This window comes from Acinetobacter sp. P1(2025) (assembly GCF_051390655.1).
Taxonomy (GTDB): domain Bacteria; phylum Pseudomonadota; class Gammaproteobacteria; order Pseudomonadales; family Moraxellaceae; genus Acinetobacter; species Acinetobacter junii.
Genome location: NZ_JBPKBJ010000015.1, coordinates 1 through 17,645, shown reverse-complemented (window position 1 = coordinate 17,645; position 17,645 = coordinate 1). Strand labels below are relative to the sequence as shown.

Annotated in this window: 13 protein-coding genes; 2 read left to right on the top strand and 11 right to left on the bottom strand. The window is 35.2% G+C overall.

Going from position 1 to position 17,645, the window contains the following annotated elements; genetic code table 11:
• Positions 1–108: 108 nt before the first annotated feature.
• The 9 genes from ACSC97_RS05725 to ACSC97_RS05685 form a co-directional block, all read right to left on the bottom strand.
• Positions 109–1,332, bottom strand: coding sequence for a hypothetical protein (locus ACSC97_RS05725; protein ID WP_436659782.1), 1,224 nt, complete (start codon positions 1,330–1,332; stop codon positions 109–111).
• Between the two features lie 27 nt (positions 1,333–1,359).
• Entirely contained in the window at positions 1,360–3,093 is a 1,734-nt protein-coding gene (locus ACSC97_RS05720; protein WP_436659780.1) for a PIF1 family DEAD/DEAH box helicase, read from the bottom strand.
• 65 nt (positions 3,094–3,158) lie between these two features.
• Positions 3,159–3,641, bottom strand: a complete 483-nt coding sequence (locus tag ACSC97_RS05715; protein WP_436659778.1) for a zinc-finger-containing protein — start codon at positions 3,639–3,641, stop codon at positions 3,159–3,161.
• 81 nt (positions 3,642–3,722) lie between these two features.
• Positions 3,723–5,126, bottom strand: a complete 1,404-nt coding sequence (locus tag ACSC97_RS05710; protein ID WP_436659776.1) for a hypothetical protein — start codon at positions 5,124–5,126, stop codon at positions 3,723–3,725.
• Between the two features lie 176 nt (positions 5,127–5,302).
• On the bottom strand, positions 5,303–6,295 hold the full coding sequence (locus ACSC97_RS05705; protein WP_436659774.1) for a DNA/RNA non-specific endonuclease: 993 nt from the start codon (positions 6,293–6,295) through the stop codon (positions 5,303–5,305).
• A 21-nt stretch (positions 6,296–6,316) separates the two neighbouring features.
• Positions 6,317–6,844 (bottom strand): hypothetical protein, encoded by a 528-nt coding sequence (locus ACSC97_RS05700; RefSeq protein WP_436659772.1) that lies wholly within the window; start codon positions 6,842–6,844, stop codon positions 6,317–6,319.
• Between the two features lie 131 nt (positions 6,845–6,975).
• On the bottom strand, positions 6,976–7,692 hold the full coding sequence (locus ACSC97_RS05695; RefSeq protein ID WP_436659770.1) for a hypothetical protein: 717 nt from the start codon (positions 7,690–7,692) through the stop codon (positions 6,976–6,978).
• Between the two features lie 593 nt (positions 7,693–8,285).
• A complete protein-coding gene (locus ACSC97_RS05690) occupies positions 8,286–14,084 on the bottom strand; it encodes a DEAD/DEAH box helicase family protein (protein WP_436659768.1) in 5,799 nt (1,932 codons plus the stop codon).
• Between the two features lie 341 nt (positions 14,085–14,425).
• Entirely contained in the window at positions 14,426–15,316 is an 891-nt protein-coding gene (locus tag ACSC97_RS05685) for a hypothetical protein (protein WP_436659766.1), read from the bottom strand.
• 163 nt (positions 15,317–15,479) lie between these two features.
• Between ACSC97_RS05685 and ACSC97_RS05680 the strand changes: the two genes are divergently transcribed.
• Both ACSC97_RS05680 and ACSC97_RS05675 read left to right on the top strand, forming a co-directional pair.
• On the top strand, positions 15,480–15,794 hold the full coding sequence (locus tag ACSC97_RS05680) for a hypothetical protein (protein WP_436659764.1): 315 nt from the start codon (positions 15,480–15,482) through the stop codon (positions 15,792–15,794).
• Between the two features lie 20 nt (positions 15,795–15,814).
• Positions 15,815–16,069: a hypothetical protein gene (locus ACSC97_RS05675; RefSeq protein ID WP_436659762.1), complete on the top strand. Its 255-nt coding sequence runs from the start codon at positions 15,815–15,817 to the stop codon at positions 16,067–16,069.
• Between the two features lie 45 nt (positions 16,070–16,114).
• Here ACSC97_RS05675 and ACSC97_RS05670 read toward each other — a convergent pair whose 3' ends face one another.
• Together ACSC97_RS05670 and ACSC97_RS05665 are read right to left on the bottom strand one after the other, a co-directional pair.
• The gene (locus ACSC97_RS05670; protein WP_436659760.1) at positions 16,115–16,537 is read right to left on the bottom strand and encodes a single-stranded DNA-binding protein; all 423 of its coding nucleotides are present in this window, start codon (positions 16,535–16,537) and stop codon (positions 16,115–16,117) included.
• Positions 16,538–16,592: 55 nt separating this feature from the next.
• A complete protein-coding gene (locus tag ACSC97_RS05665; protein WP_436659758.1) occupies positions 16,593–16,874 on the bottom strand; it encodes a hypothetical protein in 282 nt (93 codons plus the stop codon).
• Between the last annotated feature and the right edge of the window lie 771 nt (positions 16,875–17,645).

The following is a 17,645-nucleotide window of genomic DNA, read 5'->3' as shown; positions in this document are numbered from 1 at the left end:
TAAATCCCATTTGGATAATGTAATTATAACATTGGTTTTTTGGATAATGAATCGAATTAATACCCAATCAATCCGATTAATAAGCAAAAACATTATTTTATTGTTAATTTAAACAAATAATTCGGAAAATATATCACCTGAACGTGTTTTGTTTAATTCGGCATAATTCTTCAAGTCATCCAACTCAACCCCATACGCCGTACACGCCATCTTGATTGCTTCCCACTTTCCAACGATATTAAAATATTCTTCCTGTCTGTGAATCAGGGCCAACATATCTTGATCAGACATTATTTCCGCTAGGTCATTCCAATCACTTCTATTTTCATTTTCTTTCGTTTCATCAAATTTCGGAAATAAGAAAGGAAACCCTGTTTGATAGGCATAATCAAAGCCTTTAAAAAGCCCAACCCTTGTTTTCTTCTTGCGATCATTATCAGTACAAAATGAGATTTTCACCTTACCTTTGTATTTAGCAATAATTGCTTTTGCCACATTCAGGACATTATCTACATCGAAGCAAACCAAGACTGTTAATTGGGTAGCTCTAAACAAACTCGCCCCTGTCGCATAACCCTCGCACAAATACACCCTAACGGTATTTTCATCCAATGTACCAAAGATAAAAAATGCCTCTTTCGTAGAAACATCTATACGTTGTCGCTTTGATCCATCAGAACGAATAATCTGATAAGTCATAAACTCCCGATCAACATTCATAGCAGGGATAATAAGATCACCACGCTTGATATACGTGTATGTCTTATTTTCATCATTTAGCTCTTTGTTGTAGTGTGAATCCACAGTTAAATCTTTAATCGCCAATGCAACCCCTTTGGCTGCCTGTACTTTTTTCTTAAGTAAGTACGGATGATTGTTCACATCATTAAAGCTACGCACATCGAAATATTCAGATTGTGCTTGTTTGCGTAATTCAATCTGTAATTGTTGGGCTTTTCTCTCACGTTCAGCACGTTGCTTCTTATAATCATCACTTCGCTTTTTCGCTTCTTTAACACGCTCACCATGATCACTAGAATTGCCCTCATTGGGTGGCTTGTACCAAAAGTAACTCGTTTGTGATGCTGACGTTTCCTTGCCATTTTTATCGGTAATAGCAAAGATCGTCCACATAATTAACGGATAACCACTATCACCCTCAAATATATATTTATATCGACCTACAGCTTTCCTTTTACCATTCACACTCTCATAAAACCGTTCACCCTTACTTGATTCAGTAAATGGTTTAGTAAAATAAAACCCCTGTGATTCGATCATGTTTTCAAATTCAGAAACAAACAATGCATGGTTATAATCTAGCATTGACATAACAACTACTCCAAAACCGCACGACTACTACGCTTTAATTTCACCAACCGCATCTAAGAACAAACTCGCCGAATAGATTTCCAAATCAGTAAGTGTTTCACTAGAAAGCGCATTCACATACGTTTTTACAAACAATGGGTTATTTTTAAAGAACGGCGTAGCTTTCCCACTCTCTAAGTATGCCTTTACAGCAAAGCTCACAGCATTCAAAACATTCTCTTTAGGCTTAAACGGCGCAAGATCAACCTCACCTTTTTCAGCCAACAGCGCAACATGCTTCACAACTGTGGTAAGCGACAAGTTCTTATCTTTTGCGAGTTTCTCAAGGTTTACACCCGCAACAATCTCACTCTTATTCTTTTGAGCATTTTTCTCTGCCACTACTCCGACAGGTGGACGCTTCTTGGTGTAGCTAGACGTTGAACGAGCCTCATAACAACAACCTTGCTCAAAAACATGCTTATAAAACTGCTTATGCAAATCTTTAAAATCAGCATCTTTAAACTGTTCTTCAAGCTCATTTGAAAGCTCAAGAAAACGAGCATCAGCTTTACGCACAATAGGCGCAATCGAAAATACAGTTTCATTCAAACCAAGTAAGCGCATCCCATCCAAAGAACGCAATCGGGACAGTGCGACATATCCCATACCTGTTTCAAAGGCTTCACTTAAATCCATTTCAGCAGCATCTAGGGTCATACCCTGACTTTTATGTACAGTGATGGCCCATGCAAGCCGTAATGGTAAAGTTGTAATAGACGCTAATTCATCACCGTTTGCATCAGTAAACTTCCAAGAATCAGGCTCAACAACAATATTTTCCTTAGTCGAGGTGAGCTTCACAACAGGCAAAGACATACCACCATCAATAACCACATCAACAATAACGCCACATGAACCATTAGAATAAAGCTGTTCAGGATGATTTTTACTAAACATCACCAATGCACCGATCTTATATTCAAACCTATCAACTAAACGGTTTTGGTTAGCGATCATGTCACACAAGGCTGCATTCCCACTCTTTTCCCATTCATGGATAAATGACTTTCCATCAATAGCCTTAAGGCTCTTTTTATTAATGCGATCCACATCAATATTGTGCGTATAGAGCCGTGTAAGATTTTCAACTTCAAACTGATTAGTCTTGGTTTCTTTAAGAATTTTCTTACTATCAGGACTTACACAATCAGACCGAATCTCATTAAGAATATCCGTTAAAGCATCACCGTTTTGACGATATTGCTTAGTTAGATATAGAGGCTTAAATTTAGCATTTACCCAAACAGGCGACATAAAACAGAATTTGGCATTACCTGAATCAACATTACGCTCTACAGGTGGCAACTGAAAGAAATCACCACACACAATGACCTGCATCCCGCCAAAAGGTTCATCATTCTCTCGGCAATATCTAAGGATTTCATCTACCATTGAAAGCTGTTTAGCATGGAGCATTGATATTTCATCAATAAATAAAACGCCTGTATCAGCCAAATAGGGTTTTTTTCTTTTAATGCTGTCTAGTTTTTCATGGGTAAGGCTCTCTGAAACACCCATGCCACTCCATGAGTGAATAGTAGAACCATCCAAATGACTTGCTGCAATACCTGTCGATGCTGTTACCGCATAACGAATACGTTTTTTCTTTAGGTACTTAATATAAAGCCCCAAAGTATAACTTTTACCTGTACCCGCCTGACCTGTTAGAAAGGCACAAGCACCCGATTTTAAAATATCTAACGCTAAAGCCTGTTCCATTCAACAACACCACTTTCATCAAAAAACTATATATACAATATACCACAAAACGGAAATAAAATAAACTAAGAAACCCCACCTACATTAGCTTTAGTGGGATTAACTGCACTGTCAATATTAAGTAAAAAGGATAAATCTGCATCCTTTAATTTCCTTGTGTGGTGCATGGCCATATTACATTGCTCAACATCAAACATCCCGATATGACAATCCTCGAATGGAATCCCCATTTTTTGCGAAAGCCATGTATAAATTAATGTCCTTGCTTGAGGTTTTGGCAACTTAAATTGCTCTATTAGCCTAGCCCATAAAGGATCAAGTAATGTGTGAGCAACAACCCGCTTATTCCTTAACTCTTTGTTGGCAAGCGAACCAAATGGTTTACGGCTATGCTTATGCATTCCTACCCAAGCGTCACAACCCAAACACGCATAAAACATATTTTTCGACAAAGGATTCTTTTCAGCATACAACTCTGAACCATGAACAGGCTGTGCCTTTTGGTTGCAATACTGACAACGAATATTTCTATATCTAGGAAACCCCATACACCAATACCAATTTAATATAAATATTTCCAAAACATTAACTACAATATAATATAAACCTTATTATAAAAATATAAAGTTTTAGTTATAAATATACATTTCTAATTTAAAAAACCGATCAACATTAACAACCGCATCTTCAACTGAATGCTCATAAAAATATTGCATTTGATTATTGTAGATTTGAAGCAGCGCATCATCATCAAGAACCTTTTGAAGATCATTCCAAGTCTTGTATTGATCGTATTTCACATCATTTGGGAATTTAGGTAATACAAAAGGACAGTTAAATGCTAAGGCAACAGATAATGCTTTTTTAATTTTAGCTTTGCTTTTAGTAATAATATCTCGACTACCCGCAATAACAAAAACAAGGTGCGAATATACTCCATTGATTGCATTACCCACAGTTTCAATATTCTGAATATCAAAACAAACAACAACCGTTTTACCTGTTACACGGTGCAAGGTATCCCCTGTTAAATAATCCTCACACAATATACATTCATCAACATTTTCCAAATCCTCACCAATAACAAAGAAACCACCCTTAATGCTTGCCCCAATACGAAATCTTTTTGCTTGTTGCAGATTAATAATTTGATAGTTAATTGTTTCGCCGTGAATATTTTGTAAAGGGATCAATAAATCCCCTTTGTGAATTTCTAAAGCAGAATGAACGACCTGATCTGTACCCTTGCGTTGGTTATCTATCTTCAAAACAACACGCTTTTTAGCAATAAAAACACCTAACCGTGATGCTACTCGATTACCGTGCAAAAACTTATGAGAGCTTTTTTTAGCAACTCGCCCTGAAATATCGTTTAACTCTTTTTCAATAAAGCTTTGTTTTAGTCGGGGGGTGATTTCTTCTTTTGCCGATTTAGGTTGATGATGATCTTTATGTGCGTTATTTGCGCCTGTATTGCGATTTACAGCTTCAATTGAATCTGTGTGTTGATAGACTACCGCACCTTGATTGTCAGCCGAATACTGACCTGTTTGAGCAAATGAGAATGCAGAAACACATTCCTTATATTCAATAATCTTAGGCTCTAATGATTGCTCTACAGCATTAGAACCTGATTCCTTTTTTCCTGTACTAATTTCAACATCATTCGCCGTGATCTGATACGAAATTGGGTGTGCCGAAATAGCTTTAGTTTTAAAAGTTACAACGTACATACCAAACGGCGTTTTGCTTTGTTTTGGCTGAACGTAGCTATACTCACCAACATACTGATTGAGCTTTTCATCATAGATCAAGCCACCCTCTACAGATGAACCATTAGCAGCAATGTTCAAATGCAAAGATTTAATGTAGCTCAAAAACTCGGTGAAATACTGCTTTCTTTTAGGATCATCATTTAATTTAGCGATTTTTGATTGCTTTAGATTTGGAAGGCTATCTTTAAATAAAACCGCAAGCAAACCACCAATGACGATTAGAAATACAAGTATTCCAAAAAAATAATTAGAATCCATACCATCAACAACCAATCTGTTTGTTATGGGTAAATAATAGCATATATACCACAACAAAAGAATAGTTTTTGAGTTCTAACAGCGATTTAAACAAGCAAAATATTATTTATTTTACAAGCTAAAAGCCTTACCACACAAAGCTTTTAGCAAAACAACCCAAAAACCAAAAACAGGATTTACCTCAAAACATCTTTAATTAAACCGATACCCGCATCCATTACATCATGCGAATAACTACTACCCATTTGCTTCAATTCTTCCCTGTTCTTTTTATAATTATCTTCGTTTGGATTTCTACTAGCTTTTTGCTTAATGTTTTTATCAGGCATATAAGAGAAGATTTCACTATTCTGATTATCACTTGAAACCGTAATAGCTGACATTTTATTTGCTTGTTTTGAATTAAGTGGAAGCATATAGCGATAATTAAGAGGTCTTGTATCTCTTAAAGTCGGGAAAAAGGTCATTCCACTAAATCTTTGCAATTCTGCCACCGACACTACATCAAGTCGGCCCGAATCATCATTCACAGCCACCCAAGCACCAACAACACCTGTCGTTGGAAATAAAATAACTTTGTAAGTATGCGTTGGAACAAACACATTATTACCAACAGTTCTTAGCTTTTTACCAAGATACAAGCCACCTGTAATAACATAAGCGGGCTGTTTTGTTTTTAGAACCATTGATCGAGCAGCTTCCTCAATTAAACGCCATCCCTCTTGGTTGGAGTATGAAGCTTGAGGCACAATATTACTTAGTATAAAGGATTGATCCTTGTCATCAGCATCCTTTCTATCCCCTGCGGGCGATAAATGCCCTCGATCCATACCACTACCCCGATAATCAGAAAGAAGTGATCTGTATTTTAATGGGATACGCTGATCTTCTCGAAAATTATCTACCCGAGATACGCTTTTAGCATCAACAAGATGCTGATATGTGAGAAGCTCTGCTGAATAAATTGGATTTTTTGCCACACCCGAATAATTAACAGCAAAAGTCGGGAAGCAAAGTGGGAAATTAAGCTGCGCCATTTTAGGATTGCCAACTTGAGGTGGCGTATTGTTATAAAAGGACTGATTACAACGATCAAAACCATTTGCTTGTGCTTGAGAAGCACCCAAAATAGAAAAAACTACCGCAAACAAACAATTTTTAAACTTCATGTCCACAACACCCTAAGCCCATCACTTTTCCGCTTTAGAACTCGCCTTTTCAAGCTCTATACACTGATAAAACCAATCCATATACTCCAAATATTCCTCACAAACTTTCACAGCCATAGGGATTGGAAGTACATTTTTACGCAAATACTCAATATCAAACAATGCTAAATCAGGAAAACTATCACCAACCTTTTCCAAACCATAATAAGCAATAATCTTTTTAGCGATTGGGACATAAAACTTATTATCGCAAAAAGACGCTAACCCATAGGCGATACCGTTTACAATCACATAATTAATCAAAATCGCTTTTTTACGCTTGATTAAATTATGCAATATACGAGTACGCATTGCTTGTAACTTTCGATATTCAGAACGTAAAGCGGTCACAGCTTGCTTTGAATCATGGCTTTTAGAGTTTGTTAAAACCAATATCTCAAAATTCTTCCTTAAAGCCATTTGAGATAAAACGAATAATGCGCTTGATAACTTCGCATTGCCATAAGAAAATGTTTTTCTCTTATGTTTTTTATTCTCTTTATTGCTCATATTAACAAGCTCCAATAACAACAAACCTTATAATGCAAATTATACCACAATATAATAAGTCATCAACATAAATTAATAGTTTTATGCATTATTTTTTAATAAATACAAATAGAAATTAAAATAAAAAAATCCTAGAAAGATAATCTCTTATTAACATAATTAACTCGGTCAAAATCATAATTAAATAGGCTTTTTGAATCACTAGAAACATCTAAAACAACACAAGAATCATCCAAAATATCCGAATAAGTATGAGCGTAACTAATGACGAACCTTTGCACATCACTGTGATTAAACAACCTATAAGTCATATATTTAGGGTAGAACTCAAAAACATTACCGCCTAAATGCAATGATCTTTTTACCCAAAAATAGTGAGCATTAATCAAGCCCGATTCAATATCATTGCAAGAAAAATAAATAACATGCTCATTCCCAATCTCTGCAACATGCGATAAAACAGGTGAATTAAAGTTATAATCCAATATTTTAAAATTAGGCATATCTATATACAAGGAAATATTAAATATTGATTCAACAGAAGATAAAAAAGCCTCTAAAAAAATAACCTTAAAAGATGTTATAAAGTTAAATAACCTTTGATAATCAAAATTATTAAAATCAAAACTTCTAGAATAAAAATAAGTAACTGTCTTTAAGAGATCAGAAACAATATGACCATCAGAATCACAATGTATCTTAAATTGGCATTCAGCATCAGCAACAGAAACAGAAACTTTATAAATTAATATATTTGGGTTTTTATCAACGCCAAAAAAATCAAATCTAAATAAAGCCCTTGTTTCCATAAATCCAAGCCCAAAAAACAAATCAAAAATCAATAACAAGAATAATTAGCAAAACAAGATAAGGCAATGACAACAACTAAAATTTGACAGCTATATTTTGAGAACAAAACAATAAGCGGAAGCGATATTGTTTGAGCGTAAGCACTAAAATTTGAGCGCAAGCGATAATTTAATGAGCGAAAGCGAAGGCTGCGAATCGTCAAGCGGGTGCAACCGTAGGCTTAGAATTAGGCTTGGGAACCCGATTCAGTAGGGGAAAATTATGTCAGGCGGGTTTCATTCACAAATGTTTTTTTGCTTCACCTTAAAAAAACTTTATGTGAACCAAGATTGGTTGGAAACAATCGCAACCCACCATTGAAAACAGCATTTAGGTTTACAATGGCAAAGCGAAATACAGGACGTATGAGCCAACAACAGTATGAGCAATCAGCGAATGCCGAGCTTTTATTTGTGATGTAAACAACTTACAGCACAAATCAAAAATAGGAAAAAAGGAAAAATCAATATTGGAAATATGAAGCTATTTTGTGAATACGGTTGTAGTCCAAGCGTGAGCATTGGACGTACCGAGCGAGAGCGAGGCCATTTTTTAAATATCCCAAATAGCACTCGCTACTTGGGATATTCCTTTAAAACAATTGCATTTGTTCAATCGTTTTAATTTCACCATTAACACTAATAACAGCAGTTTTAGCTTTAGCTTTTTTGGCTCTAGATTTCTTAATACACTCAACACCATCTTTTGTTAGATCAACAGCTTTTTGAATACCTTTCATTACTTCATCAATAACTTTTTCAGCTTCAACCGATTCAGTCACAACAGGTTCAATAACTTTTTCAGCTTCAACCGATTCAATCACAACAGGTTCAATAACTTTTTCAGCTTCAACCGATTCAATCACAACAGGTTCATCAATGATCTGCACTCGCAATCTAGATTGAAAAAACGAAATTTCGTCTTGATTTAATTCCTCAAGCTGTCTTATTTCATCTAAAGGCGATTCAGCAGTTAAAGCCTTTTCAACCAATGAAAGTCTAAATTGCTTATATTCAAGCTCTACATCTTTACTAAAAAGACCGCCTATCAATGGGGTGACTTGGCGAACCGTATCTTGAGCAGACTTAATTTTACTCGTTAAAATTGAATCAAAGTCTTTTAACTCTGTTCCAATACCTTTTGCACATCTAATTAATGCCGATGTTAAGATGCCACTTGTAACACAGTTTTCAATATCCATTTCCCCTAATGCAAAACTAGCATCATGTGTATAGACTGCCATTGTATAAACTTTATGGCGCATACCTCTGAAACTTGATGTATTGCACTCTAGAGTTAATGGCAAACCAAATAAAAGCCCCAAGTCTAAGCAATCACCCTCACTCATTTTTTGAGCTAAAGGCAAAATCGCTTGGGCTGCATCTTTTACTCGACTAAAAGAGCCAAAATCAGCATGTAAGGAAAATAATTTTTTCCCCTCGAATACATAAGCAACATGCTCTCTCGCAAATGTAACTTTTACTAATTCATTGCCGATCTTAATTGGCTGTCTATCAAATGAAAGTTGATTAACCTCGTTAATTGCATCATCAAAGTTAAAATATTTTTGACCGTTGATTTCAACAAAAATATCTTTTGTTTTCTCATAAGCCACAGTTAAGGCATCGGCAAAAATATCATTTGTGACCTTGTAAGAAGCTAGGCGTTTAGGCTCATGCTCAACAATTACTTGCGCTCGTTTCAACTGAATAGAAAGGCTTGTTTGTTTACGTTGGAATGTCTTTTTTAGACGTTCTAAAGACTGCAATTCTGCGGTTAGCTCTACACGTTCAAGCATCAACGGATTACCTGTTGCTAAAGCTGCTATCTCTTGCATACCGATTGCATCTGCATCAGCCCCAAAATCAATCGAACTCTGCCCCTTATAGTTAGTAATCGCTGAAAGCATTTTTTGCTTATTACTATTAACTTCCCAAAGTTTGGCATCTACTGTGCGTTCACAAACATAACAAAAAATGGAAACTTCAAAATTATCATGTCCGTATTTTGCTAGTAAATCATTGCCCTGACGAATAATGCGCCCCTCTCGCTGCGCTATTGAACTTGGGAGCCAAGCAATATCCACATGATGTAATGCGACCAATTTATTTTGTACGTTTGTTCCTGCGCCCATTTTTGCAGTAGAGCCAATCAAAACACGAACAGCCCCCGAAATCACCATATCGAACAAATCTTGTTTTTGTTGATCTGTTTTAGCCTCTTGAATAAAACGGACTTCACGTTCAGGGATACCATGACGAACAAGAGAATCTTTAATCTCTTGATAGGCGTTCCAAGTAAAGTTTTGAGCGAGGCGTAATTCGTCAATTTCTACCTCGTTAAACTTATCAAGGCGTTCAGAATAAACACGGATAGCAGTTTCATCATCTGCATTTTTCGCTTGCTCTAGTTTTTCAACTAAACTGTCATACTCTTTGATAATTTTCTGATCTTGTGATGTTTTTGGAATTGAGCGATCAAGGAAAATAAGTTGTGTGCCTTTATCCTCATTCCATTTTAAGTATTCAGAATAAACATTATCAGCAACAGCCTGTAATTTACCGCCTGTTTCATCTTCATAAAGATTTGGGTTCACACATCGAGCAGCTATTGATACCTTTCTTGCTTTATCCATTAAGCGCAATCTCTCTGCATTGCGCTCTACATAGTCCGAAATGGTATCTAAATTCTCAAAGTCAGCTAGAACACGATCTAAAACCTCTTGTTGCTCATAGCTAGGCTCAACAACAATTGCTTGTCGCCCACCATTTTTAACTCTAGGTATTGGAAAATGCTTTTTATGCTGTTCAAAATATACCTGTTTAATATCATCATTGGTAACTGAATCCACTACTTGATGCCACAACTGCATCAAACCATGTAAGTTATTCCATTGACGAGCAAAACGAGTGACAAATTTTAATTTACCTGATTCAGTCGCCTCAAATTTACCTGTATTTTCACAAAAATTTGTCGCCCACGAATCAAAATTTTCAAAGTTTAAAGATTTCAATTCATCTAGCATTAAATAGCGTAACATAACGTGCATTTCTACAGCACTATTACTAATTGGCGTACCTGTTAGTAAGAAAACAGCCCCACCATTATTACGCAAATAGCGTGTTTTTAAATAGAAATCTAAAGCCTTATTACTGCCTTCGGGTGGGTTTAACCCTGCTACAGCAGTCATTGAAGTTGTGTAATACAAGTTTTTCATTGTATGCGCTTCATCTAAAATAACCGTATCAATGCCTAGTTCTTCAAAAGTAAGCATACGATCACTACGACTGCCTTTCGTAATAGCCTCTAAACGAGCCTCTAGCTTCTTCATTTTCTTTTGAATAGCTTTACTGCTTCTTGAGCTAAAACCCTCGCTTTTCTCGCTTTCTGAACGAATTAAACCAAGCTCCAAAGCATCCATTTCTTCTTTTACAAATTTTGCTTCCGTTTCAGAGCTAAGAGTTAAGAACTCAAAACTAGAGTGAGCCATGATGATAATGTCATAATCACCTGTCGATATTTTAGATAATAAACGTCTGCGGTTTTTCTTTTCGCAATCTTTCTTACGAGCAGCTAGGACAACGGCACTTGGGTATAAACGGTAAACATCGGCTGTAAATTGCTCGACTAGGTGATTAGGAACAACAATTATTCCCTTGTTCGTTAAACCTAGTTTTTTACGTTGCATCATTATAGCAATCGCTGTGTAAGACTTACCCGCACCAACAACATGATCAAACAACGCTGAATTGCTGTGTATTCCTCGATATACGGCATTTTTTTGATGTTGGCGTAGTTCTATCACATCATCAGGAACTTTGCCTATAAGAGCCAATTCAGAGCCATTATAGCTAGGGGTTACATAGCAGTTAAAAGTATCGTTATAAAGTTGCTCTAATCGCTCTAGCAAGTCGGGCTGTTGGTACACCCAATCAAAAAACTCATTTTTCATTGCCGTAGCTGAAACAATAGCTTGCTCTGTCGCCTCTTGATCTAAAACAGTTCGTTCCACCCCACCATCATAAATAGTCTTAGTGATACGAATACTCACCTTGTTTAAAACACTTTCTAACAGGCGGGTTAAATCCATTTTTTCAGTACCAAAAATAGTTTGTTTCGCTTCTGTTGGATTGGCTTTAACATCAAAAACATTAACTGAATCATTAAAGGTAACAGTAGAGCTTTGATCGTCAGTTACAGAGCGCACAAAGCTAGAATAAACATCACATGGAATCCAAACCATACCCATTGAGATATTAATATCTTCAATGTCAATTCGCTTTGGTTGTACCGATTCTAAAGCCCTGATTTTTTTATCATCTTCTGAATGCGATTTAACATACTTTAGCTTTCGAGAAACATTACCCGATAAATACTTAGTGTGATCTTCCCATTCACCCAACTGATCATTAAAGAAAATTTTAGGTTTATCCAAATCAGTATAAAGCGCATCAATAACAGCCTCATTTTCACAGTCTAGCAAGTCTGCCATATAATCAATATCAACTCGCCCTCTATAATTCATTGATAGAGATAATGCGTGTTCCGCATCGGTGGCTGTTTCAGGTTCAGCATGTTTAAAAACAACTCGTTTAAAGAAAATATCTGATTTTTTAGCTGTTTCAGGGCTTACCGTTTTGTAGCGATTTTTGCCTGTTGCTGTAAATCCTAAAAATTCTTTAACCTCTTTCATGTAGCCATGTTCTAACGCAAGCAACAAACCACCATCAGGCATAGTATTTACTAAAGCCATGTTGCTTGAACTAGAAATAAAGCTGTATTTTTTAACAAAAGCATCATAAATCTTATTTAATTTCGCTCGGTTTTCTTCCATACCCAAATAATCATTAGATTCTTTTTCCACTTGGGTTTTTAAGCAGACCTTTAATTCATGCAATTGGCATAACTTGTCATAACGAGTTTCACCTAGTCGCAAACGTGGTGAAATTTCATCGTCATTAAAAAATACTTTTTCATAAACCAAACGAGTAGTAGGCACACCTTTATCATCTAAGATGTAAACCTTTTCGCCCAACTCATTTAGCTGTGGTAAATTTTCATAATACCGACCTGATACATCTAACTCAAAACGATCTGACCACACGATATAAGGCGTGACTTCTTGAACTTTCAAGAAACTCTTATTATCAAAAGTTTGCTCAACAATACGGCACAAAACATCTTTTTCATTGCGATAAATACTGCCAATTTCTAATTTATGTTTGTTAATGTAGATATGGCTAACCAACATATCAAATTCAATTTGAGTTTTAGAAATATCATCACTACTAGCGGGTAAAAAGTCACAACCACGACCAAATGAATTAACCCATGCTTCCAATTTTTCATTTAGTGTATTGTTATCTTCAACATCTAAAGCATAACCAAATTGAGAAGTTTTGAGCTTTAACTCACCACCAACATTTACCGTATTATCAAAATATGTGTTGTAGTGAACACTAGATTCATCACCACAAGGAATAACCCCGACTGAATCAACCCAATTAGCACGACTACTTGTTTTATAGTAATTGTTTTCTAATTCTAATTTTCGTTTGTCTGAATTTTTGCAAAAAACCAAAATATCAGTCACAACCTCTGTGTTTGCCTCGTTTTTAAAAACACTAGAGGGTAAACGGAAAGCACCTATCAGATCAGCCAACCATGACATTTGAAGTCGGGCATTATTGTTTACACTATCCATAACATAACGAGAAACCACATAGACAGCATACCCACCACTTTTAACCTTATCCAAAGAATCTAAAATAAATTGGTTGTGAACTGAATAGCTATTAATTGCCGTGTTTTGATTAAAACGCAACTTAAAATCGCCATAAGGGGGATTGCCAACAACTAAATCAACTGCTTGTGATGGAGTGCTTACTTCTTCATAACCCATATTAAAAATATATGCGTTTTTATTGTGTATAGCCCCTGCGATACGTGCAGTCAAACTATCTTTTTCAACACCCACAAACTTAAATGCACCATTGGCATTGTCGCAAGCCGAAATAAAGTTACCAATCCCGCAACTTGGCTCTAAAACAACACCATAATTAACCCCTAAATTTTTAACAACTGACCACACAGCTTTAGTTATTTTTTGCGGAGTGTAAAAAGCATCTAAGATAGAAGCATTAACTTGTTGATACTCTTGGTCTGTTAGCAATTCTTTTAATTCTGCATTTCGTTTTTTCCACGCTTCATTTAAAAACTCACCTCTAGAGTTAGGGAAAACGTCAGATAAACCGCCCCACCCTGCATAATCACTTAAAATCTGAATATCATTAGGCGTAATATCTAGAAAATTTTGCTCAATATTTTTAATAGTTTTAATTGCTTGGATATTTAATTCAAATTGCTTTGATGGGCTAAATTTATTGCTCATGTTGATGCTCACATAAGGTACTTAATATATGAATATATTAGCATATATACCACACCAAACAAAATAGATTTTCACCCAAAGCGACACACGCTGTCGCAACATAACGCTATAAATACATAGTATTAAAATATAAAAATTAGAAATACAAAAAACAATTTCCCACAAAATAGATATTCAAAAACCAACGAACACTCAAAGAAAAAAGCCAAGTCGGGCTTGATGCTTTGAAAACGCATTTAATGATCGAGCGACAGCGAAGATCAAAAAAGCGCAAGCGTAGGCAAAAGAAATTAAGCGAAAGCAAAATTTCAACGAGCGTCAGCGAGGACTAGGTGCAACAATTAAAAATTGTCACACCGACAATTTACAACAGCAATGTATTCATCAGGCTCCAATTGATCAATAAACTCTTGAAAGTTAATTGTATTTTCACCATTTTTACAACAATCTATCCATTTAGGATTTTCTATATCCCGAGCATCCAAAATCGACTTTTTCATAAAAAGCGATTGAAGGTGCTGCCCTAACACATAATCCAAATCACCCAAATATTCATCAATATTTAATGCACCACCACCAAAGAACCGATTTTTATAATCTCGCTCTTTAGCATACTTAATCACATCTTGATTCAAGTAATCCTTATAAGAATCGGCCACAGGTATATTTTTAGATTTATAATCCTTAGCAATATCAACCCAACGCTTCCACGATTTATTCTTTATTGGCAAAATACTTTGCAAATAATGATAGTTTTCTGTCACCTCGACAGTTATTTTGCGCCGTGCATTTTCAATATCGAGATCAGAAACAAGACAAATCGGACTTTCACCTTGTTTTGTTAATAACAAATCACAAGGCTCCCCTGCCATATTCCATTCAGACCATCGTTTATGCGGATTATCAAAAACAATAATGTCAATTACACGGTTTGGCTGATCATCAGCAACAAGAACGGTTACTGCACTTGATGCCGAATCTCGCCCCGAAAAAGGAACAACACCCACCGAATTACCAAACTTGCGTTTAGTAAGCGAAATCAAACAACCCGAACCAATATCGAATAACTTTTCTTTCAAACTTAAAATATTCTTAAAAATTGAATATTCTTTACAATATTCAAAATTTAAAGTTGCATAAGGGTCTTGAAATGGCGCAAGCGCATCATGCAGACAGTTTGACGAGGCGGGATCAAGCTTAGTAACAATAAGCACAGTATGTTCAAATACCATTATGCACCTTTCACAAGCAAGTGAAGCTTGGCATCACTTTTATTAAAAAAACATTAATTGGATTATAAAGTAATTATTAACTTAATAACATAAAAACATTTGTAAATTATCAACCCATATATATAATATATTATATCATTAATATTATTTAGGTCTTAAGTTTATGAAATATCAAATATTATCATCATTATTATTTATTAGTTTCATATCAACAGCGCAAGCTGAAACAGATTTACCAAAAAACAACACTGTTAAAGATAATACAACAGAACAAAATTCTTACTTTAAAGACGTAGAAAAGCGTTTTAAAGATGGTTGGAAAGACCTATCAAGCACAAATGTAACAACAGTAAATAAACAATATGACATTGTTCAAAACGCAAATGTGACGATCCCATCACACAACAGCAGCTACATCCCACAAGATTCATCTAGTCAGCAGCATAAACACCAAACCACAAACGATAATGCAAACTAAACATAAAACAAAGGCTTAAAATGAACAAGTTAATATTGAGTGCGGTTTTTTTTGCATCACTATCCACAATGGCTTTTGCGGGCGATAAAAAACCAAAAGACTGCGATAAAAAACCAAAAGTTGAAAAAAACATAAGTACGGATGTTAAGAAGGAAAAACCTACAGCCCCACAACAGCAAGCATTAATTTACGAAAGAAAACAACCGAAAACGCTAAATTGCACAACAAAAGAAAACGATGCAGTTTCACAAGCAAAATCAATATTGAATTTATAATAAAAAAGCCGAATCAATATTCGGCTTTTTTATATTTAATATTAATCAATATGGTGAATCAGGTATTTTAACATTAGCATAACCATAGCCACCCGCATCCACCTCATTGACTTCATTTACTTCATTAGCACCTGAATCTTGATCGTTTGAAAAAGGTGTTTTTCTATCAAAAGATATATCTTCCGCCCAAATTTCTGTTTCCTTTCGACTATTCCCACCTTGATCTTGCCAAGTGCGATATTCAATTTTTCCTTGAACATGAAGAAGATCGCCTTTATTTAGCGATTTAGCGATTTCAGCTAACTTACCAAAAAATACAACTGTATGCCACGCTGTACGCTTTGTATCACCATACCCCTCATCTGTAGGTAGTTTTATAATTGTTTTACATTCACCATTGTCAAAGTTAATAACTTTTGGCTCCACCCCTATCCTACCTAAAAGCACAACCTTATTTACCGTTTTCATCACAAACTCCAAATCCACTGATCTTTATATTTTACCTAAAAAAGAATGAAAATAATTAAATAATATTTATTGATTTAAATCTTTTAATTTTTCTAATTGTTCCAATAACATGCAAAGGAATAATAATAACAAAATAAAAGAATGATAAAAAAACAATAAGAAATCCAAGAAGCGAGTATATTAAATCAATTATAGCCTTTCCCCAATTCATAATAAAAAAATTATATAAAGAAAAAATAAAAGTTTTTATGCTTCCATAAAGACTAAAAGCCAAATCATCAATAACTTCACCAATCCCACGAAAAAAAACATAGAAAAAAAACATGACGTTTGACATATAGGAAGCCTTTTTTGTTAAGCAAGTAACTATATCATATATACCACAACAGAACAAATAGATATGTTCCATATATTATTGTAAATAATGAAATATTTATAATTTTAAAAACAAATAATTTATGACGAATCATTAACGCAATAATTATCAACTTAGAACATTAATGCAAATTAAAACAACTATCCTAAATTCATTTTATAGCCTTTTCCTAACAATTATTCAAACCAATACATGAAACAATTTTGACAGTTGTATATTCAATTTCGTTCAAGCTGCTGCATCACAAAAACCTTGCGTGTACGCAAGAAATTAGACCAACAGAAAAATCGGGCTGCAATGACCAAGTGCCAAAAATTTGCGTGTACGCAAGAAAATCTTAGCTTGAGCTTCAATGGTTAAATGCCAAAAATTTGCGTGTACGCAAGAAATCACCTACCCCAAATTTCGCTAGAAACAATTTTGACAGTTGTATATTCAATTTCGTTCAAGCTGCTGCATCACAAAACCTTGCGTGTACGCAAGAAATTAGACCGACAGAAAAATCGGGTTCCAATGGCCAAGCGTCAAAACCTTGCGTGTACGCAAGAAATGGACTGATCTCAAATTTCATTCAAAGCAGTTTTGACAGTCGTTTATTCAATTTTGTTCAAGCTGCTGCATCACAAAAACTTGCGTGTACGCAAGAAATTAGACCAACAGAAAAATCGGGCTTCAATAGCCAAGTGCAAAAACCTTGCGTGTACGCAAGAAAATCCTAGCTTGGGTTCCAAT

Excerpts from the sequence above, each read along its gene's own strand:
- ACSC97_RS05725 (WP_436659782.1), bottom strand. The coding sequence starts at position 1,332 with ATGTCAATGCTAGATTATAACCATGCATTGTTTGTTTCTGAATTTGAA.
- ACSC97_RS05720 (WP_436659780.1), bottom strand. The coding sequence starts at position 3,093 with ATGGAACAGGCTTTAGCGTTAGATATTTTAAAATCGGGTGCTTGTGCC.
- ACSC97_RS05715 (WP_436659778.1), bottom strand. The coding sequence starts at position 3,641 with ATGGGGTTTCCTAGATATAGAAATATTCGTTGTCAGTATTGCAACCAA.
- ACSC97_RS05710 (WP_436659776.1), bottom strand. The coding sequence starts at position 5,126 with ATGGATTCTAATTATTTTTTTGGAATACTTGTATTTCTAATCGTCATT.
- ACSC97_RS05705 (WP_436659774.1), bottom strand. The coding sequence starts at position 6,295 with ATGAAGTTTAAAAATTGTTTGTTTGCGGTAGTTTTTTCTATTTTGGGT.
- ACSC97_RS05700 (WP_436659772.1), bottom strand. The coding sequence starts at position 6,844 with ATGAGCAATAAAGAGAATAAAAAACATAAGAGAAAAACATTTTCTTAT.
- ACSC97_RS05690 (WP_436659768.1), bottom strand. The coding sequence starts at position 14,084 with ATGAGCAATAAATTTAGCCCATCAAAGCAATTTGAATTAAATATCCAA.
- ACSC97_RS05685 (WP_436659766.1), bottom strand. The coding sequence starts at position 15,316 with ATGGTATTTGAACATACTGTGCTTATTGTTACTAAGCTTGATCCCGCC.
- ACSC97_RS05680 (WP_436659764.1), top strand. The coding sequence starts at position 15,480 with ATGAAATATCAAATATTATCATCATTATTATTTATTAGTTTCATATCA.
- ACSC97_RS05675 (WP_436659762.1), top strand. The coding sequence starts at position 15,815 with ATGAACAAGTTAATATTGAGTGCGGTTTTTTTTGCATCACTATCCACA.
- ACSC97_RS05670 (WP_436659760.1), bottom strand. The coding sequence starts at position 16,537 with ATGAAAACGGTAAATAAGGTTGTGCTTTTAGGTAGGATAGGGGTGGAG.
- ACSC97_RS05665 (WP_436659758.1), bottom strand. The coding sequence starts at position 16,874 with ATGTCAAACGTCATGTTTTTTTTCTATGTTTTTTTTCGTGGGATTGGT.